Genomic DNA, 19,320 nt, shown 5'->3' with positions numbered 1-19,320 from the left:
CGGCCTAGTGCGTGCCTTGATCCGGCGACCCTGACTTCACCATCTTGCGGTTTGCTCGGAGGGTCTTTGGCCCCTGGCTGCCTTTCGCTTCGGTGCGAACCGGTCGGCGCGTGTGGTTGCCGCCCTGTTGGACATCATCCATGCCCAAGGCGTCGCCTTCATCGGCGTAGTCGGCCATCTCGCCCGCCGCTGGTGCGGCCAGGGTGGAGTCGGCGACATCGGGCGCAGCATAGGCGCGAGGCTCCGGCCGGACCGAGCGCTGCTCTTCCGCGGCGCGATCGTTACCCGGCGTCTGGCCGGTGGCGCTGTTCTGGGCCGTCGCGCGGGGCGACTGGGTGTTCTGGTGGGGCATTGCTGGCCTCCTTGTCGTTTCCAGGCAGTCAGGAAACGGGTCGGAGCCGCCGAGGCTCCTAGGGCCTCGCTTGCAATGCGGCCACGGCGTCCCGGGTCGAGGCCGTCAGGGGCGAGGGCAGGGCGTCCAGCGCGAACCAGCCCCATTCGTGCAGGGCGTGAGCTTCCTGGATCGACGGCTCGCCCGTGAAGGCCTCGACGGCATAGGTGATGGCCACCCAGTGATAGTCCGGCGCGACCATGTCGGTGACCGCCAGGACGCGGCCAGCCCGGATGGCGATCCCGAGTTCCTCGGCGATCTCGCGCTCGGCGCAGGTGCGCGCCGCTTCGCCCCAGTCGAGCTTGCCGCCGGGCACGCCCCAGTGATCGGCCTCAGGGTCCTTGATGCGTTTGACCAGCAGCAGGCGACCCCGGTCGTCGAGAATGGCCGCGCCGCAGCCAACGCGAGGCCTTTGCGCGGTTTCGGGGATCTGTTCGGTCATGGGCGCGGTAGAGCCCGAAACGACCTTTCGAGGCAAGCCGGCGTTTGAAGACTCAGGCTCCTGCTCTATATCCAGCGCTCATGACCAACGACGACGTCCTCGACGAATTCCGCGCCGCCGGAGCCCTGCGCGAAGGCCACTTCGTGCTCTCCTCAGGCCTGCACAGCCCGGTCTTCCTGCAGAAGAACCTGGTGTTCATGCGCCCCGAGCGCTGCGAGCGGCTCTGCAAGGCGCTGGCCGAGAAGATCATCGCCCAGGTGGGCCAGGTCGACGTGGCCGTCTCGCCGGCCGTCGGCGGCATCATCCCCGGCTACGAAACCGCTCGTCACCTGAACGTGCCCTCGATCTATGTCGAGCGCGAAGGCGGCGGCTTCAAGTTCCGCCGCGGTTTCCACCTCGAGCCCGGCCAGAAGGTCGTGATGGTCGAGGACATCGTCACCACCGGCCTCTCGTCGCGCGAGTGCATCGAGGCGATCAAGGCCGCCGGCGGCGACGTCGTGGCCGCCGCCTGCATCGTCGACCGCTCGGGCGGCAAGGTCGATGTCGGCGTGCCGCTGATCTCGCTGTGCAGCCTGGAAGTACCGGCCTATCCGGCCGACGCCTTGCCGCCGGAGCTGGCCGCGATCCCAATCGAGGATCCCGGCAGCCGTCGGCTGAAGGGCTGAGCCATGCTGCGTCTGGGCGTCAACATCGACCACGTGGCGACGATCCGGAACGCGCGCGGCTCCTCGTATCCCGAGCCTGTGCGCGCGGCGGAGCTGGCGCTGGCGGCCGGAGCCGACGGCATCACCGCTCACCTGCGCGAGGACCGCCGCCACATCAGCGACGCCGACATCGCGGTCCTGACCGACCTCTGCCACAAGCGCGGCAAGCCGCTGAACTTCGAGATGGCCGTGACCGACGAGATGGTCGGCATCGCCCTTGGCGCCAAGCCGCACGCGGCTTGCCTGGTGCCCGAGCGTCGCGAGGAGGTCACCACCGAGGGCGGTCTCGACGTGGTGAAGGGGCAGAACCGGATCACCGACGCCACGGCGCGCCTGCGCACGGTCGGCGCCAGGATCTCGCTGTTCATCGAGGCCGATCCGGCCCAGATCCGCGCCTCGGTCGAAGCCGGGGCTCAGGTCGTCGAACTGCACACCGGCGCCTATTGCGACGCCGCCCGAGCCGGCGATGCGGAACGGGCCGAAGCGATCCTGGGTCGCCTGAAGGCCGGCGCGGCGCTGGCCGCCGATCTCGGCCTGGAGGTCCACGCGGGCCACGGCATCGACTACGCCACCGTCAAGCCGATCGCCGCCATCCCGCAGATCGCCGAACTGAACATTGGCCACTTCCTGATCGGCGAGGCGATTTTCGTGGGACTGCCTCAAGCCATTCAACGGATGCGCGTCCTTATGGACGCCGCCCGTGCGGAGTTGGCGGCGTGATCATCGGGATCGGCTCGGACCTGTGCGACATCCGCCGGATCGAGAAATCCCTTGAGCGTTTCGGCGACCGGTTCACCTACAAGGTCTTCACCGAGATCGAACGCAGGCGATCCGAGCGCAAGCCCGATCGCGCCTCCAGCTACGCCAAGCGCTTTGCGGCCAAGGAGGCCTGTTCCAAAGCCCTGGGCACCGGGCTGAAGCGCGGCGTGCACCTGGCCGGCATGGGCGTGGTCAATCTGCCGTCTGGCAAGCCGACGATGGCCCTGACCGGAGGCGCGCTGGAGCGTCTCAAGGCGATGACGCCAGACGGCATGGAGGCGGTGATCCACCTGTCCCTGACCGACGATCATCCCTACGCCCAGGCGTTCGTGATCATCGAGGCGCTGCCCGTCGCGATACCCGCCACGGACGAAAGCGGCGCCATTGTCCGGCCATGAGCGCAAGCTAGGGCCTTGCTCCGACTTGCTCCGGACCCTCGGCCCGTCTAGCAAGGCCAGACAAGGTCTCTCGACCACGCCAATACAGAGCCCCGCGCCCGCATGACCGACGCCGCCGACGACCTCACGCCGCCCGAAGAAAAGGGCGTCGTCGCCGAGTTCATCGAGATCATCAAGACCGTCGCCTACGCCCTGGGCATCGCCCTGGTGCTGCGCGTCCTGCTGTTCCAGCCCTTCACGATCCCGTCGGCCTCGATGGAGCCGAACCTGTATCAGGGCGACTACATCATCGTGTCGAAGTTCAGCTACGGCTGGAGCAAGCACTCGATCCCGTTCAGCCCGCCGATCATCAAGGGCCGGATCCTGGGCCACGCGCCCCGTCGCGGCGACATCATCGTGTTCAAGCTGCCGCGCGACAATCGCACCGACTACATCAAGCGCCTGATCGGCATGCCGGGCGACAAGGTCCAGGTGCGCGGCGGTCAGGTCTACATCAACGGCAAGGCCCTGCCGCGCAAGGAGCAGGCGCCGGCCCTGGTCGACACCGGCTATGGCTTCACGCAACAGGTCCAGCGCTTCCAGGAGACCAATCCGGAAGGCCGCCAGTACAACACCCAGGACTTCGGCCCCGACAGCCGCGGCGACAACACCGGCGTCTACACCGTGCCGGCGGGCTGCTACTTCTTCATGGGCGACAACCGCGACAACTCGGCCGACAGCCGCTTCGATCCGGGCGTCTCGCCGTTCCGGGAGAGCGCCTGCAAGTGGGACTACGAGCTGGACCAGTACATCGGCGACGAGGTCGGCGTTGGCTTCGTGCCCGCCGAGAACCTGGTCGGCCGCGCCCAGATCATCCTGCTGTCGTGGAACGCCGAGGCCAGCCTGTTCAAGCCCTGGACCTGGTTCTTGAACGCGCGTCCCAGCCGCTTCTTCCACGTGCTGAAGTGATCCAGAACAATGGATAGACGGGTCGCCGCCGTCGGCGACCTAGAGCGCCGGATCGGCCATCGGTTCAACGACCGCGAGCTGCTAGAACGCGCCCTGACGCATGCCAGCGTCGGGGACGGGGCCAAGAAGGTCCGCGACAACGAGGTGCTGGAGTTCATCGGCGACCGCGTTCTGGGTCTGCTGGCCGCCGAGGCCCTGGCCGAGCGGTTCCCCAAGGCCAAGGAAGGCGAGCTCGCGCCGCGTCTCAACGCCCTGGTCAGCCGCGAGACCTGCGCCCGTGTCGCCCGGGTGGCGGAGCTGGGGCCAGCCCTGCGCCTGTCGGCCTCGTCCAGCAAGATCGGCGGCCGCGAGACCGACTCGATCCTGGCCGGCGCCACCGAGGCCCTGATGGCCGCGCTCTATCACGACGGCGGCCTCGACACGGCGCGACGCGTGTTTCTCGCGCTGTGGGCCGACGAGTTCGACCGGGCGGGCGAGGGACGTCCGCGCGACTCCAAGACGGCGTTGCAGGAGTGGGCGCAGGGCCAGGGGCGGCCGCTGCCGACCTATCGCGTGCTCGACCGCGCCGGCCCCGACCACGCGCCGGTCTTCACCGTCGAGGTGGTCGTGAAGGGCGTCGATCCGGCTATCGCCAAGGGCAAGTCCCGGCAAGAGGCCGAGAAGGCCGCCGCCAAGGCGCTGCTGGAGCGCGAAGGCGCGGAGTAGGTCCTAGGCCTGAGAGGCGGGCTTTACGGCGACGAAGAGGTCCTGTCCCCCTGGATACGCTGTCGGCGGCAGCCAGCCGCCGTAGCGCACGCCGTCGGGCAGTCGCAGGCCTACGGTGCTCACCGCCGCCTCCAGGGCTTCGAGGCGATGGGCGATGGCGCGTTCCGGCGAGTTGGGATCGACCACCATCGATCCGTCTTTCCACGGCTTGAAATCCAAGGCTGCCCGGCCCGCCTGGATGCCGGCCTCGCGCTGGTCAGTGAGGGCGAAGGCGGTGAACATGAATCGACCGCCCGGCTTCAACACCCGATGCGTCTCCGCCAAATAGTGCCCGATCGACTCCAGCGTCATGTGGCTGAACACCGAAGTGGCCAAGGCGACGTCGATCTGGTTGTCCGCGACGGGGAAGGTCAGCTCCGTTTCTTCGATGGCGCCGGACGATCGGTACTCGCGATTGCGGACATCGACGTGAACGAACCTGAAGTCGGTGCGCTTGGAGCCGATGCGACGTTTGCAGGTCTCGATCGCCGATCGGGAAATGTCGAAACCGACGTAGCCCGCGTTCGGATCGAGAAAGTCGACCAGCGGCGCCGCCATGCGGCCGGTGCCGCAGCCGATGTCCAGAACGCTGCTCGAAGTCGTCAGTCCCGCATACGTCTTCAAGAGCTCGAGGTTTTCCCGGCCCGCGGCCGCGAAATCGCCGCCGCCGACGTTGTGGATCGTCTGCCATGGCTCCTGCCGGCGGTCGGGATTGGCGACGCGGGCCGGAAGGCTGACCAGGTCGAGATAGGCTCCTGAGGCGGCGCGTCGAACGGCGGGGGGAAACAGACTGACCGCTCGCCGGAAAATAATGGACGCCATGGTACTCGACGCTACATGAGAGCGCCCTGTGCGCTCCACCTTTCGTTGAAAATCTATAGGTGTGGTCGAGCCCCCGAGCAATCGCGTCCTGTCCCCGCGACGCCGCCCGCTGCGCTTCGCTACCCCCGAACCCCCATCGGTGCTACACGCACGCGCAATGACTGACACCACCTCCCAAACACCCATCCGGACTCGGGCCGGTTTCGCGGCGATCATCGGCGCGCCGAACGCTGGCAAGTCCACCCTGGTCAACCGCATGGTCGGGGCCAAGGTCTCGATCGTGACCCAGAAGGTCCAGACCACCCGCTTCCCCGTGCGCGGCGTCGCCATCGAGGGCGACACCCAGATCGTGCTCGTCGACACGCCCGGGATCTTCAGCCCGCGCCGCCGCCTGGACCGCGCCATGGTCCGCGCGGCCTGGGCCGGTTCCGAAGACGCGGAGGCCACCGTCCACCTGGTCGATGTGCAGGCCGAGCTGGCCAGCCGCGCCGACAAGGCCACGCCGGGCGAATACCGCTCGGCCCAGGACGTCCAGACGATCATAGAGGGCCTGAAGGCCGCCAACCGCCAGGTGATCCTGGCCCTGAACAAGATCGACGGCGTCAAGCGCGACACCCTGCTGTCAGTCGCCAAGGACTTCTTCGACACCGGCGCCTACACGGACGTCTTCATGATCAGCGCCTCGACGGGCGCGGGCGTCGAAGACCTGACCGCCAAGCTGGTCTCGATGATGCCGGAAGGGCCCTGGCTCTATCCCGAAGACCAGACCGCCGACCTGCCGGCCCGCCTGCTGGCCGCCGAGATCACCCGAGAGAAGGTCTATCTGCGGGTCCACGAAGAGCTGCCCTACGCCGCCATGGTCGAGACCACGGCGTTCGAAGAGCGCCGGGACGGCAGCGTTCGCATCGAGCAGACCATCCTGGTCGAGCGCGAAGGCCAGCGCATCATCGTGATCGGCAAGGGCGGCCAGACCTTGAAATGGATCGGCCAAGCCTCACGTGAGGAGCTGTGCGAGATCCTTGATCGCAAGGTCCACCTGTTCCTTCACGTGAAGGTCAAGGAGAACTGGGCCGAGGAGCGGGGTCTCTTCTCCGATATCGGATTGGACTTCGATGTTTGATGCTCCCGCGGCGGCCGCCGTCGACCTGGACGCCTATTTCGCGCGTATCGGTTACGAGGGCCCCCGAGAGCCGACGATGGCGACCCTGCGCGCCATCACCCAGAAGCATCCGGACGCCATTCCGTTCGAGAATCTCGACGTGCTGCTGGGCCGCGGGATCAGCCTCGCGCCGGCCGACATCGACGCCAAGCTGATCAGCGCCGGCCGAGGCGGCTACTGCTATGAGCAGAACGGCCTGCTCAAGCGCGTGCTGGAAACCCTCGGCTTCCAGGTCGAAGGCCTGATGGCCCGCGTGAAGTGGATGCTGCCAGAGGACGCCCCGCCGCGTCCGCGCTCGCACCAGGTGTTGGGCGTCGCGATCGACGGCGAGACCTGGCTGGCCGACGCCGGCTTTGGCGGCTGCGTGCTGACAGCCCCGCTGCGTCTGTTCTCCGATGCGGTTCAGGACACGCCGAACGGCAAGTTCCGCATCGTGGACACGGAGACGAACGGCGTGGCCGAGCGCCAGGTCCAGGCCGATCTCTCGGGCCGCTGGGCGCCGCTGTACCAGGTCTCCAAGGGGGGCTGGGCCGAGATCGACTACGAGCAGGCCAACTACTTCACCTACACCCACCCCAGCTCGCACTTCACCTGGAGCATGACGGTGGGGCGCACGACGCCGACCGCGCGCTATGCCCTGAAGAACAACCGCTTCACCCATCGCGATATCACCGGCGCGGTGGTCGAGCAGCGCGACCTCTCGGTGAGCGAGCTGGAAGCGACTCTGCGCGACGTGATCGGCCTGCCGGTCGAGGCCGACTGGATGCCCGTGCTGGAAAAGGTCGTGGCCTGGGGAACGTCCGCTTGAGCATGGAATGGGAGGACGAAGCCTACGTCCTCTCGGCCCGCTCGCATGGCGAGACGGGGGCGATCGTCGAGCTGTTGACGCAAGATCGCGGCAAGTTCGTCGCCCATGTGGCCGGCGCGGCCTCGCGGCGGATGAAGCCTTTCCTGCAACCGGGCGCGCGGGTCATCGCTCGCTATCGCGCCCGGGTTTCGGAGCAACTGGGCTCGGCCAGCCTGGAGCCGATGGGCGAGGGACCTTCGTCGCTGTTCGACGACCGCTTGGCGCTGGCGGGCCTGTCAGCGGCCGCCGCCGTGGCCGCCGCCGCGCTGCCGGAGCGCGAAGCCCACCCTGGCGCCTTCCATGCCCTGGAGGCCCTTATCCGGGTGCTGGAAGTCCCCGACATCTGGCCGGCCGTCTATGTTCGCTACGAGGCGGGCCTGCTGCAGGAGCTGGGCTTTGGCCTGGACCTCTCGAAATGCGCCGCGACCGGGAGCTTCGACGACCTCGTCTATGTCAGCCCGCGCACCGGCCGGGCCGTGAGCCGCGACGCGGGGCGACCCTATCACGACAAGCTGCTGCCGCTGCCGCCGTTCATGCTGTCCTCGCAAGGCGGCTTGACCGAGGGGGACGTGAAGGCCGGCCTCGACATCACCGGCCATTTCCTCGAGCAGTTCGTGTTCGGCCCGCTGAACCGGCCGCTGCCGCCCGCCAGGGTCTGGCTGATGGACCGCCTGACCGAAGCGGGTCGGCTCTAGGAGGTCTCGCCGAAGCGCAGGATCAGCGCGAAGGGGCCCGAACGCCGGAAAACCGGGGATGGTTGAGGCCTGCCTGTCGAATCGCCGGGCGAATTTCTGCTAGGGTCGTTACCCGGAGTAACGAATCCCCTCGATGAACAAGCCTGTCCTTCCTCCCGGCGGTCCCGACGACGGCGATCGCATCCTCGACGAACCGCTGACGGAAGCCCTGTCGCGGCGGTACCTGGCCTATGCGCTCTCGACCATCGGCTCGCGGGCGCTGCCCGACGTGCGCGATGGCCTGAAGCCCGTGCACCGTCGCGTGCTGTACGCGATGAGCAACATGCGCCTGAACCCCGACTCCGCGGCGCGCAAATGCGCCAAGGTGGTCGGCGAGGTGATGGGTAACTTCCACCCGCACGGCGACCAGTCGATCTATGACGCCCTGGTCCGCCTGGCCCAAGAGTTCTCGCAGCGCATCCCGCTGGTCGAGGGGCAGGGCAACTTCGGCAATATCGACGGCGATAGCGCCGCGGCCATGCGCTACACCGAATGCAAGATGACAGAGGCGGCGACGCTTCTGCTGGACGGCATCGACGAGGACGCGGTCGATTTCAAGCCGACCTATGACGGCCAGGACGAGGAGCCGTTGGTCCTGCCGTCTGGCTTCCCGAACCTCCTCGCCAACGGCTCGTCGGGCATCGCGGTCGGCATGGCCACCTCGATCCCGCCGCACAACGCCGCCGAGCTGATCGACGCCTGCCACCTGCTGCTGGCCAATCCCGACGCCACGACCGAAGAGATTCTAGAAAAGGTCCCAGGGCCAGACTTTCCGACCGGCGGTGTGATCGTCGAGGGCCGTGCGTCCTTGCTCGAAACCTACGAGACCGGTCGCGGCGGTGTGCGGATCCGGGCCAAGTGGGAGAAGGAAGACACCGGTCGCGGCACCTACCAGATCGTCGTCACCGAGATTCCGTATCAGGTGAAGAAGTCGGATCTGGTCGAGCAACTGGCCGACCTGATCGACAGCAAGAGGGCCGCCCTGCTGGGCGACGTCCGCGACGAGAGCGCCGAGGACATCCGCCTGGTCCTGGAGCCGAAGTCCAAGAACGTCGAACCCGAAGTGCTGATGGAGAGCCTGTTCAAGCTCTCCGCGCTGGAAAGCCGTTTCCCGGTCAACATCAACGTGCTGGACGCGCGCGGCACGCCGGGCGTCATGGGCATCAAGCAGGCCCTGATGGCCTTCCTGGCTCACCGCCGCGAAGTGCTGACCCGCCGGGCTCGCCACCGCCTGGCCAAGATCGAAGCCCGTCTGCACATCCTGGACGGCCTGCTGATCGCCTATCTGAACCTCGACGAGGTCATTCGGATCGTCCGCTACGAGGACAAGCCGAAGGAAAAGCTGATCGAGGCCTTCGCTCTTTCCGACATCCAGGCCGACGCCATCCTCAACACCCGCCTGCGCCAACTAGCCAAGCTGGAAGAGATGGAGATCCGCCGCGAACACGCCGAACTGGTGGAAGAGCGCGACGGGATCCTGGCCATGCTGGCCAGCGACGCCAAGCAGTGGAAGCTGGTCGGCGTGGGTCTGTCGGAGGTCCGCGCCTCGCTGCTGAAGATCAAGCATCCGCTGGACAAGGCCCGTCCGACGGGCGTGAAGGGCCGCTCGATCTTCGAGGACGCCCCGGTCGTCGACGCCGACGCCGCGATCGAAGCGCTGATCGTCCGCGAGCCGATCACCATCATCCTGTCCGAGCGAGGCTGGATCCGCGCCGCCAAGGGCAAGGTGGAAGACCCGTCCGAGCTGAAGTTCAAGGAAGGCGACAAGCTGGGCTTCCTGGTGCCGGCCGAGACCACCGACAAGCTGCTGATCTTCTCCAGCGACGGCCGCTTCTTCACGCTGGGTTGCGACAAGCTTCCCAGCGCGCGCGGCCATGGCGAGCCGGTGCGGATGATGATCGAGCTGGACGACAAGGTGAAGATCATCGACGTCTTCCCGTTCAAGGCCGGCCGCAAACGCATTCTGGCCTCGAAACTGGGTTACGGCTTCCTGATGCCCGAGGAAGAAGCCCTGGCCAACCGCAAGGCCGGCAAGCAGGTCCTGAACGTCGACGCCGCCGGCGCGGCCTTCTGCCTGGAGGCCGTCGGCGATCAGTTCGCCGTGGTCGGCGACAACGGCAAGATCCTGATCTTCCCGCTGGAGGAGCTGCCTGAGATGCCGCGCGGCAAGGGCGTCAAGCTGCAGACCTATCGCGAAGGCGGCCTGCGCGACGGCCTGTCGTTCAACGCCGAGACCGGAGCCTTCTGGATCGACACCGCCGGCCGCCGCCGTGAATGGGCCGAGTGGAAGGAATGGGCCGGCCGTCGCGCCGGGGCCGGCAAGCTGGCGCCCAAGGGCTTCCCGACCAGCAAGCGGTTCAAGCCGAAATGAGGACGGGACGGCTGCGTCGCCGCGCGCTGAGCCTGCTGGCCTGCGTCTTCGGCTTCGCGGCCGTCGCCGCCACGCCCGTTCTGGCCCTGCCCAGGGCCAAGCCCGAGGAGGCCGGCGTCAGCGCCGAGCGCTTGAAGCGGCTGGACGAGCACATGCAGGCGATGGTCGACCACGGCCAGATCGCCGGCGGCGTGACCCTGCTGGCCCGGCACGGCCGGATCGTCCATGCCAAGGCCTTCGGCCACCGCGCCCTGGGCGCCGAGCCGATGCCGTTCGACGCCATCTTCCGCATCCGGTCCGAGACCAAGCCGGTCACCGGCGTGGCGATGATGATCCTGTACGAGCAGGGCCTCTGGCAGCTGGACGACCCGATCAGCAAGTACGTGCCCGAGTTCGCCAATCTGCGCATCGCCAATGGCGTCGACGCGGCCGGCCAGCCGATCCTGGCCCCGATCTCGCGCTCGCCGACGATGCGGGAGCTGATGACCCACACGGCCGGCTTCGCCTATGGCTTGGCCGACGATCCCAACAGCCCGGCCGACCAAGCCTATTACCGAGCCGGCGTGCTGCAGTCGGCGTCGCTGAACGATCTGGTCCAGAAAGTCTCCGGCCTGCCGCTGTTCTCCGAGCCAGGGCAGCTGTGGCGCTACAGCGTGGCGGCGGACATCCAGGGCTATATCGTCGAGAAACTCTCCGGCGAGAGCCTGCCGGTGTTCATGGAAGAGCATATCTTCGCGCCGCTCGGCATGAGGGACACCGCCTTCTACGTGCCCGAACAGAAGCTGGGACGGCTGGCGGCGCTTTATGACGCCGATCCGCAGACGGGCAAACTGGTCCCGGCCGTCGAAGGGGCGTGGCGCGACGTCAGCAAGCTTCCGGCCGCGCCCTCGGGCGGTGGCGGGCTGGTCTCGACAGCCGGCGACTTCGCCCGCTTCGCCCAGATGATCCTGAACAAGGGTGAGCTTTCCGGTATCCGGATCCTCAGGCCCGAGTCCGTGGCCCTGATGACCCAGAACCATCTGCCACCCGGCTTCGTGGTCACCACCAACGGCACGGCGGGCGTGCTGAAGCCGGGACCCAAGCCATTCCCGTTCGCCGCCGGCATGGGCTATGGCCTCGACATGGCCGTGGCCGTCGATCCGGCCGCCTCGGGCGCGCCCGTGGGGCCGGGCACGGTCAGCTGGGGCGGCAGCGCCGGCACCTGGTTCTGGATCGACCCGGTCAACGACCTGTTCTTCGTCGGCATGATCCAGCGCCTGGGCGGAGTCGGTCCGGGCCTGGACGCCCAATCGCGCACCCTGGTCTACCAGGCTTTGGAACGGCCGCCGCTGGTGGTCCCCGGTCAGCAGCCGGCCAAGCCGCCCATCAAGACCGCATCCCGCTAGCACGCCGAGAAAAAGCTCCCCCCGCGCAGGCGAGGGGAGCTCCTTCACGATCCTAGAAGGGCTGAAGTTCTAGGCCGCGAACAGGATGTCGGCCGCGTCGGCTCCCTTGCCGACGGTCAGGCCGGTGACGCCGGCAAGCTTGATCAGACCGTCGCCCGCATCGACGCCGAGCGTGGCGTTCTGGTGGAAGACGTAGGTGTCGCCGTTCCATTCGAAGACGGTATTGCTGTTGGCGGCGGTCAGGCCGGCATAGGCCGTCAGGGCGTCGTCGAACGTGGCGGTGGTGATGAAGAAGAGCTGCTTCTTCTCGCCGAGGCCGACCGCGCCGGCGAAGCCCAGTTGGTCGAAACCCTTCTGGAAGTCCTCGATCACGGCGATGCTCGTCGCCTTGCCGCTGGTCAGATGCAGGTCGGCGAAAGAACCGATATCGATCTTGTCGTGGCCCGCGCCAGTGATGACCCGCCCGTCCAACTTCTCGAGAAAGACGGAGTCGTTGCCGGCTCCGGTGTCGATGAGGCCGCGCATGACGCCGTTGTCGACGACGACGATGTCGTTGCCAGCGGCGGTGCGGATATGACGATTGGCGTCGAGACCGCCCTGGTCGCCGATCACCGGCTTGATCACGTCGTTGCCGTCGCTGGCCAGCACGTGGGTATTGTCGTCGGGCTCCTGATTGAAGGCGTCGACATTCCAGTCGTGAGCGAAGCGTGCGGTCTCGCCGGGCAGGCCCGGATCGGCGACGCCGCCCGGCGCATGGTCGCCGCCCTTGCCATAGGTCGAGAGGAAACCCGGCAGCGCCGTCGCCTCGCCGTCCAAGCCGACGTCAGCGAGGTAGGCATGCATGGCCTCTACGTAGGGGCCTTTGTCGGCTTTCACCGCCTCGGCCAGCAGCCAGCCGACCATGGCCGCGCGCGTGCCGATCCCGAAGGATCCGTCGCCGCCGATCGCTTCGAAATAGGCGAGGCGGGCATAGGTTCCGCCATGGCCGTCCGGCACGGGCTCGCTGAAGATGGCGAGGATTTCGTCCAGCGACTTCTCGACGCCGAACAGCTTCAGATAGGTTTTCTGGAAGGTGTTGATGGGCGATCCGTTCTCGCCATACGCGGCGATGAAGGCGTCGCGACCTTCACCGTACTTGATCAGGTTCATTGCGAAGTTGATGTAGCGATTTCCGAAGTTGAAACCCGCATAGTACGCGCTGTTCAGACTGTTCGGATTGCCGCCTGTCGCCGAGACCAGGTAGTTCAATCCAGCCGTCCCAAGGGCGGTGTCGACCAGGAATCCGTAGGACATCACCGCCACCTCGGTCGTGGCCTTGGCGCTGTCCTGGATCCAGCTCACCGCACTGGCGTAGGTCCAGCCGTCGCCGGCCACCTGGCCGCCGCGCGCGATGTCGATGCCTTGCGCCATCAGAGTCAGCTGAGTCCAGGCGTTGGCCGGTAGATCCGAGTTCGTCGGCAGCCGATGAACGTTGCGGTAGATCGCGACCAGATTGTCGATCGTGGACATGACGGCGCCGCTCCCTGTATTTCGTAATCACTTGTGCAGTAAAAAATATACATGAACGCCGTTCGATCAACCCGTCCGCGCATGAAAAAGCTGTAACCTTCGGGGCCGAGGCGGATGTTGCGCCGGCCGCTGAAAAACGGGTTTCAACGGGAGGACGCGCGCTTTAAGGTCACCTCAAACATCTGTTCGGGAGGGCGTGTTGGTGCTTCGCAAATTGGTCGCGGCGGCTTTGGCCGCGACGCTGCTCGGGGGCGGCTCTTCCGTAGCCCTGGCCAAGCCCAAGGCGGCGATCGCCGCGGTCGCACCGGAAAGCGCCGGCTTTTCGGCCGAGGGTCTCAGGAAACTGGACGCCCACATGCAGGGCCTGGTCGATACCGGTCATCTGCCCGGCGTCACCACCATGCTGGTCCGCCACGGCAAGGTCGTGAATTTCGAGGCCCATGGTCGGAGGGGCTTCGACAGCCCGCCGATGACCAAGGACACGATCTTTCGCATCTATTCCCAGACCAAGCCCGTGACGGGCGTGGCGATGATGATCCTCTACGAAGAGGGCAGGTGGAAGCTGGACGACCCGGTCAGCAAGTACATTCCCGAGTTCGCGTCCTTGCGGGTCTTCAAGGGCGTCAATGCCGACGGCTCGTTCGACACCGTCCCCGCCGACCGCCCGCCGACCATGCGCGAGCTGATGAGCCATTCGGGCGGCTTCGCCTATGGCCTCAATCCCGACAATCCGATCGACAAGGCCTATGTCGACACGGGCGTGCTGGGCGCCAAATCAAGCCAGGAGTTCGTCCAGAAGATCGCCGCCCTGCCGCTGGCGGCCCAGCCGGGAACGCGCTGGAAGTACAGCGTCTCGGTCGATATCCAGGGCTTGATCGTCGAGAAGCTGTCCGGCCAATCGCTGGGCGAATTCATGACGTCACGCATCTTCGCGCCGCTGAAGATGACCGACACCGGCTTCTGGCTGCCCGCCGAGAAGACCGATCGCCTGGCCTCGCTCTACGTTTGGGCGCCGAAGGCCCAGAAGCTGGTTCCGGCGGAAGGCTTCATGGTGCTGGACATTTCCAAGCCGCCCGCCTTGGCCTCGGGCGGCGGCGGCCTGGTGTCGACCAACGCCGACTATGCCCGCTTCGCCCAGATGTTGCTGAACGGCGGCGAACTGGAGGGCAAGCGCATCCTCAAGCCTGAGACCGTCAAGCTGATGCGGACCAACATGCTCGGCGACGCGATCATGAGTTCCGATGTCCCGCCGTTCAACACGGGGCGGGGCAGGGGTTTCGGCCTCGACTTCGCCGTGGTGCTGGACAGCGCCAAGGCCGGACCGCAGGGCGAGGGGACCTATAGCTGGGGCGGCGCGGCCGGCACTTGGTTCTGGATCGATCCTAAGAACGACCTCTTCTTCCTGGGCATGATCCACGTCCTGAACAGGGAGGGCGATCCGGCGATCAAGGATATCGACAAGGACAGCGCCAGGCTCGTCTACGACGCGCTGGTCGACCCCAAGAAATAGCCTCTACGGCCAACAAGAATAACAGGGAGAAACGCCATGAAGGCCGCTGTCTATTATGAGACCGGGGCGCCGGACGTCTTCCGCTACGAGGATGTTCCTGATCCCATCGTCCATCCGCAGGGCGTGGTGATCCGTGTCGAGGCCGTCAGTATCGAAGGCGGCGACACGCTCAATCGCGGCGGCGGGCAGATGGCCGGCAGCCCGCACATCGTCGGCTATCAGGCGGCCGGCGAGATCGTCGAGGTAGGGGCGGAAGTCAGCCACCTGAAGGTCGGGACCAGGGTCGTTACCGTGAACGCTTTCGGCTCGCACGCCGAGCTGCGCGCGGTTCCGGCCCGTAACGCTTGGCCGATCCCCGATGGCTTCGACATCCACAAAGCCTCGGCCATCCCGGTGCCGTTCGGCACGGCGCACGAGTGCCTGTTCGGTGCGGGACGGCTGAGGGCCGGCGAGACCGTGCTGGTTCAGGCCGGGGCGGGCGCCGTGGGCATCGCCGCTATCCAGCTGGCCAAGCAAGCGGGCGCCACCGTCCTGGCTTCGGCCTCCAGCGACGAGCGGCTGGAACGTCTGAAGGTGTTCGGCATGGACCACGGGATCAACTACAGCCGCGACGATCTCGTCGAACAGGTGATGAAGCTGACCGGCGGCAAGGGCGTCGACCTCGTCGTCGATCCGGTTGGCGGGGCCACTCTGGCGGGCAGTCTCGGCGCGTTGGCCTATCGTGGCCGGGTTTCGCTAGTCGGCAACGCCGGACGCGAGCCGATGAAGGTGGACGTCTCGTCGTTGATGGGCGGCAATCGCTCCCTAACCGGCGTGTTCCTTGGGGCCGAGATCATGACCGACCGAGTCCACGACATGATCCAGGACATGATCGACCGGGCCGCCAAGGGCGAGCTGGAGGTGGTGATCGACAGGACCTTCCCGCTCTCCGAGGCCGCCGCCGCACACGCCTATATCGAGAGCCGCCAGGCTGTCGGCCGGGTGCTGCTGATCCCATGAACCGCGTCCTGGCCCATACGGGCGCGAAGTACCCGATCATCCAGGCCCCGATGGGCTGGATCGCCCGCTATCCGTTGGCCAGCGCCGTCTCGCGCGCCGGCGGCCTGGGGATCATCGAGACGTCCTCGGGCGAGACGGAAAACTGCAAGGCCGAGATCGCCAAGATGGCCGACAGCGGCCTGCCGTTCGGGGTGAACCTGCCGATCCTGTTCCTGCGCGACGACTCCATGCTGCGCTTCGTCTGCGAGAGCGGGGTCAAGTTCGTGACGACCTCGGCTGGCAGTCCGGCCAAGTTCGTGGGGCCGCTGAAGGACGCCGGCATCGTCGTCTACCATGCCGTTCCGACGCTCGACGCGGCCGTCAAATGCGTCGAGGCCGGCGTGGATGGCCTGGTGGTCGAGGGCGCCGAGGGCGGAGGCTTCAAGAACCCCGAGGAGGTCTCGACCCTCGTCCTGTTGCAGGCGATTAGGGCCAGGGTCGACGTGCCCCTGGTGGCGGCCGGCGGCATCTGTGACGGACGCGGCATGGCGGCGGCGTTCGCGCTGGGGGCCGAGGCGATCCAGATGGGCACCCGCTTCGTCAGCTCGGCCGAAAGCCCGGTGCACGACAACTACAAGGCCGCGATCACGGGGGCGAAAGAGACCGGCACCTGGGTCCTGAACAAGAAGGCCAGCCCCTGCATCCGGGCGCTCAAGTCCGAGCGCACGAAGGAGATCTTCGACGCCGGCGTCATGCCGCCCGACGTGTTGAAGAACATCCTGAAGGTCTATTTCGGCGGCGACATGGAGGCCGCGCCCGCGCTGGCCGGCCAGACCGCGGGCCTGATCGACGCGATCAAGACAGCCCAGAACATCATCGATGAGACCGTCGCCCAGTTCCACGACATCACCGGACGCCTCGGCGCCCTGGCCGCCGCGCGCGGCTTCTAGAGGACACCACGACCATGCAGAATCTCTTCTCGCTCGAAGGCCGCGTCGCGCTCGTGACCGGCGGCTCGCGCGGTATCGGCGCGATGATCGCCAAGGGCTTCCTCGTCTACGGCGCCAAGCGCGTCTACATCACCGCCCGCAAGACCGCCGCGTGCGACGCCGCCGCCGAGGCCCTGTCGGAGTTCGGCGAATGCATTTCCCTGCCGGGCGACATCTCGACCATGGAGGGCATCCAGGGCCTGGCCGACCGGATCAAGGAACGCGAAGTCAAGCTCGATATCCTGGTCAACAACGCCGGCGCGGCCTGGGGCGCGACCTTCGACGAGTTCCCCGAGGCCGGCTGGGACAAGACCGTCGACCTCAATATGAAGACGCCTTTCTTCCTGACCCAGGCCCTGATCGCCCAGCTGCGCGCCGCGGGAAAGGACCGTGTCGCCAAGGTGATCAACATCGCCTCGATCGATGGCCAGTCGGTGACCAAGGACGAGACCTATCCCTACGGCGCTTCGAAAGCTGGCCTGTTGCACATGACCAAGCGCATGGCCCTGCGCCTGGCCGCCGACAACATCGCTGTCAGCTGCATCGCGCCCGGCGCCTTCGCCTCGGACATGAACAAGGTCGCCCGCGACCACGCCGACGCGGTCGCCAAGGCGATCCCGGCGGGTCGTATCGGCGAGGACGAGGACATGGCTGGCGCGGCCATCTACCTGGCTTCGCGGGCAGGGGACTACGTGATGGGTTCGGCGGTGACGGTGGACGGGGGCGTCAGCTTCGCGCGATAGGGGCGCGGGCTCTACTCGAGGTCCTCGATTTCGGCCGGCTCGGCGTCGCTCATCGGCAGGTCGCACCCGTCCTTGGCGCCGCCGCGCATGCTGGGCGGGCGAGCGCCGCGCTCGCGGGCCGACATCAATGACCAGCCGCCGGGCTTGAGGATCTCCAGCGGCGAGAAGCGCGCCTTGTAGGCCATCTTCTCGCTGCCCGGCACCCAGTAGCCGAGATAGACATAGGGTTGGCCGCCCTGCTGGGCCTGGACGATGTGGTCCAGGATGATGAACGAGCCGAGGCTGCGGCGGACCTGGTCAGGCTGATAGAAGCTGTAGACCAGCGACAAGCCGTCGGCGAGGACATCGACCAGTACGCAGGCGACCAGGTCGCCGGGGCCGCGATCTTCAGATTTGCGGCGGTATTCGATCAGGTGGGTGCGGACCGCGGTGTCCTCGACCATGGCCACGTAGTCGGGCCACGTCATCTCGGCCATGCCGCCGTCGGCGTGGCGAGTCAGCAGATAACGGCGCAGCAGCTCGAACTGCTCCAGCGTGGCCTCGGCCTCGACCAGGTGACGTTCAAGGTCGTCGTTTCGGTTCAGGATCTTCCGTTCCGAGCGCGACAGCACGTAGTCGGCGGCCGGCGCGCGGGCCGACTGGCAGGCGCGGCAGGTCTCGCACGCGGGGCGATAGGCGATGTTCTGGGAGCGGCGGAAACCGACCTGGGTCAGGCTGTCATTGACCGTGGGGCCGTCGGACAGCGGCAGGTGGGCGAACACCTTCCGTTCCTCGCGACCGGGCAAGTACGGGCATGGCGTGGGCGCCGTCAGGAAGAACCGAAGCTGTCGCGTCGGAAAATGCTGCGTCACGTTAGCCCTGGCCCCTTTCAGCTCACCGTCTGCCCTGAACGAGATTAGGGGGCATACCGTTCAGTTGCGCAAGCTCAACGGAGGGCTCGCGCGGCTAACGGTCACAGGCCGTCCGTTACAGGCCATCTGGCAGGACGGGCTTTTCACGCAACAGGATGATCGAGATCCGGCGGTTGCCGGCCAGGGTGGGATCGTCGGCGTAGAGGGGCTCGGAATTGGCCTTGCCGGACACCTGATAGATGCGGTCGTCGTCGACCCCAGCGCCGCGCAGGACCTGGCGCGAGGCGTCGGCGCGCTGCGCCGACAGGGCCCAGTCGCCGTCCTGCTTCTTGCCGAAGGCGTTGGCGCTGGTGTGGCCCGAGATGGTCACGCGGTTCGGCAGCTGGGTGATCACCTTGGCGACGGCGCGCAGCAGGATGCGGGCGCGGTCGTTCGGCTCCTTGGAGTTTTCCTTGAACATCGCCCGGCCTTCCTGGTCGACCAGCTGGATCCGCAGGCCTTCCGGGGTCTGGTCGATCAGGATCTGCTTCGAAAGTTCGGCCAGTTCGGGCATGTCTTGCAACGACTGGCGCAGCGACTGGGCGGCCGAGGCGAAGCTGTCCTGCTCCTTCTTGGCCAAGGCGTCGCGCAGGGCCTGCTCGCTGGCGGAGTCGAGGCTGGCGGTATTGGTGCTCTGGCCGTCCTTGTCGACGTCGTTCGGGGCTTCCGGCGCCATCTGCTGGATCACCGACATCTTGCCGTCGGCCTTGGCGCCATCGTCGCCCAGCGAGGTGCCGCCCAGGATGCCGCCCGAGCCGCTCGTCGTGGACGAGATCGAGGCTGGCGCGAAATAGTCGGCGATGCCTTGCTTCTGCTCGGGGCTGGTCGTGTTCAGCAGCCACATCAGCAGGAAGAAGGCCATCATCGCGGTCACGAAGTCGGCATAGGCGACCTTCCAAGCGCCGCCGTGGTGCCCACCGCCGCTGCTCTTCTTGATCTTCTTAATGATGATCGGCTGTTCGCTGTTGACCGCCATCGTGCTTAAGCCTGCTTAACC

General features: G+C 66.9%; 20 protein-coding genes. 14 read left to right on the top strand and 6 right to left on the bottom strand.

The window, feature by feature from the left end; translation table 11 throughout:
- Positions 1 to 4: 4 nt before the first annotated feature.
- Positions 5 to 352 carry a hypothetical protein gene (locus ASC70_RS17420; RefSeq protein WP_047413441.1) on the bottom strand — a complete coding sequence of 116 codons (348 nt, stop codon included), beginning with the start codon at positions 350 to 352 and terminating at the stop codon, positions 5 to 7.
- A gap of 58 nt (positions 353 to 410) precedes the next feature.
- On the bottom strand, positions 411 to 821 hold the full coding sequence (locus ASC70_RS17415) for an NUDIX domain-containing protein (RefSeq protein WP_082539806.1): 411 nt from the start codon (positions 819 to 821) through the stop codon (positions 411 to 413).
- Between the two features lie 92 nt (positions 822 to 913).
- Between ASC70_RS17415 and pyrE the strand changes: the two genes are divergently transcribed.
- The 5 genes from pyrE to rnc all read left to right on the top strand — a co-directional run bounded on the left by pyrE (position 914) and on the right by rnc (position 4,347).
- A complete protein-coding gene (gene pyrE, locus ASC70_RS17410; RefSeq protein WP_056052385.1) occupies positions 914 to 1,498 on the top strand; it encodes an orotate phosphoribosyltransferase in 585 nt (194 codons plus the stop codon).
- Positions 1,499 to 1,501: 3 nt separating this feature from the next.
- Complete coding sequence (locus ASC70_RS17405; RefSeq protein WP_056052382.1) at positions 1,502 to 2,257, top strand: pyridoxine 5'-phosphate synthase; 756 nt, start codon at positions 1,502 to 1,504, stop codon at positions 2,255 to 2,257.
- On the top strand, positions 2,254 to 2,694 hold the full coding sequence (gene acpS, locus ASC70_RS17400) for a holo-ACP synthase (protein WP_056052379.1): 441 nt from the start codon (positions 2,254 to 2,256) through the stop codon (positions 2,692 to 2,694). The genes ASC70_RS17405 and acpS overlap by 4 nt, the downstream gene beginning before the upstream one ends.
- Positions 2,695 to 2,796: 102 nt before the next feature.
- On the top strand, positions 2,797 to 3,642 hold the full coding sequence (gene lepB, locus ASC70_RS17395) for a signal peptidase I (protein ID WP_056052376.1): 846 nt from the start codon (positions 2,797 to 2,799) through the stop codon (positions 3,640 to 3,642).
- A 9-nt stretch (positions 3,643 to 3,651) separates the two neighbouring features.
- Positions 3,652 to 4,347, top strand: coding sequence for a ribonuclease III (gene rnc, locus ASC70_RS17390; protein WP_056052372.1), 696 nt, complete (start codon positions 3,652 to 3,654; stop codon positions 4,345 to 4,347).
- 3 nt (positions 4,348 to 4,350) lie between these two features.
- Here rnc and ASC70_RS24555 read toward each other — a convergent pair whose 3' ends face one another.
- Positions 4,351 to 5,208 (bottom strand): class I SAM-dependent methyltransferase, encoded by an 858-nt coding sequence (locus tag ASC70_RS24555; RefSeq protein WP_056052369.1) that lies wholly within the window; start codon positions 5,206 to 5,208, stop codon positions 4,351 to 4,353.
- A 157-nt stretch (positions 5,209 to 5,365) separates the two neighbouring features.
- On the opposite strand from ASC70_RS24555, the gene era reads away from it, so the two are divergent.
- From era to ASC70_RS17360, 5 genes are all read left to right on the top strand, one after another.
- Entirely contained in the window at positions 5,366 to 6,328 is a 963-nt protein-coding gene (gene era / locus ASC70_RS17380; RefSeq protein ID WP_047413451.1) for a GTPase Era, read from the top strand.
- Positions 6,321 to 7,175, top strand: a complete 855-nt coding sequence (locus tag ASC70_RS17375; RefSeq protein ID WP_056052365.1) for an arylamine N-acetyltransferase — start codon at positions 6,321 to 6,323, stop codon at positions 7,173 to 7,175. The genes era and ASC70_RS17375 overlap by 8 nt, the downstream gene beginning before the upstream one ends.
- A gap of 2 nt (positions 7,176 to 7,177) precedes the next feature.
- On the top strand, positions 7,178 to 7,909 hold the full coding sequence (recO, locus tag ASC70_RS17370; protein WP_056052362.1) for a DNA repair protein RecO: 732 nt from the start codon (positions 7,178 to 7,180) through the stop codon (positions 7,907 to 7,909).
- 133 nt (positions 7,910 to 8,042) lie between these two features.
- The gene (gene parC, locus ASC70_RS17365; RefSeq protein WP_056052357.1) at positions 8,043 to 10,319 is read left to right on the top strand and encodes a DNA topoisomerase IV subunit A; all 2,277 of its coding nucleotides are present in this window, start codon (positions 8,043 to 8,045) and stop codon (positions 10,317 to 10,319) included.
- Positions 10,316 to 11,704: a serine hydrolase gene (locus tag ASC70_RS17360; protein WP_056052355.1), complete on the top strand. Its 1,389-nt coding sequence runs from the start codon at positions 10,316 to 10,318 to the stop codon at positions 11,702 to 11,704. Before parC ends, ASC70_RS17360 begins: the two co-directional genes overlap by 4 nt.
- Positions 11,705 to 11,773: 69 nt before the next feature.
- Here ASC70_RS17360 and ASC70_RS25305 read toward each other — a convergent pair whose 3' ends face one another.
- On the bottom strand, positions 11,774 to 13,213 hold the full coding sequence (locus ASC70_RS25305) for a hypothetical protein (protein ID WP_056052352.1): 1,440 nt from the start codon (positions 13,211 to 13,213) through the stop codon (positions 11,774 to 11,776).
- 199 nt (positions 13,214 to 13,412) lie between these two features.
- On the opposite strand from ASC70_RS25305, the gene ASC70_RS17350 reads away from it, so the two are divergent.
- Genes ASC70_RS17350 through ASC70_RS17335 form a run of 4 tightly spaced genes read left to right on the top strand, consistent with a single transcriptional unit; the run spans position 13,413 to position 17,433 of the window.
- Positions 13,413 to 14,723: a serine hydrolase gene (locus ASC70_RS17350; protein WP_056052349.1), complete on the top strand. Its 1,311-nt coding sequence runs from the start codon at positions 13,413 to 13,415 to the stop codon at positions 14,721 to 14,723.
- A gap of 36 nt (positions 14,724 to 14,759) precedes the next feature.
- The gene (locus tag ASC70_RS17345; RefSeq protein ID WP_056052345.1) at positions 14,760 to 15,722 is read left to right on the top strand and encodes a zinc-binding alcohol dehydrogenase family protein; all 963 of its coding nucleotides are present in this window, start codon (positions 14,760 to 14,762) and stop codon (positions 15,720 to 15,722) included.
- Positions 15,719 to 16,651 (top strand): nitronate monooxygenase family protein, encoded by a 933-nt coding sequence (locus ASC70_RS17340; protein WP_056052342.1) that lies wholly within the window; start codon positions 15,719 to 15,721, stop codon positions 16,649 to 16,651. Before ASC70_RS17345 ends, ASC70_RS17340 begins: the two co-directional genes overlap by 4 nt.
- Positions 16,652 to 16,665: 14 nt before the next feature.
- A complete protein-coding gene (locus ASC70_RS17335; RefSeq protein WP_056052340.1) occupies positions 16,666 to 17,433 on the top strand; it encodes an SDR family NAD(P)-dependent oxidoreductase in 768 nt (255 codons plus the stop codon).
- Between the two features lie 11 nt (positions 17,434 to 17,444).
- Here ASC70_RS17335 and ASC70_RS17330 read toward each other — a convergent pair whose 3' ends face one another.
- Together ASC70_RS17330 and ASC70_RS17325 are read right to left on the bottom strand one after the other, a co-directional pair.
- Positions 17,445 to 18,284, bottom strand: a complete 840-nt coding sequence (locus ASC70_RS17330) for an arginyltransferase (RefSeq protein ID WP_056052337.1) — start codon at positions 18,282 to 18,284, stop codon at positions 17,445 to 17,447.
- A gap of 115 nt (positions 18,285 to 18,399) precedes the next feature.
- Entirely contained in the window at positions 18,400 to 19,299 is a 900-nt protein-coding gene (locus ASC70_RS17325) for a flagellar motor protein MotB (RefSeq protein WP_047413471.1), read from the bottom strand.
- Positions 19,300 to 19,320 lie beyond the last annotated feature (21 nt).

The organism is Caulobacter sp. Root343 (assembly GCF_001425745.1).
Lineage (GTDB): Bacteria > Pseudomonadota > Alphaproteobacteria > Caulobacterales > Caulobacteraceae > Caulobacter.
The sequence above is the reverse complement of the archived record's forward strand: the minus strand, read 5'-3'. Positions and strand labels throughout refer to the sequence as shown.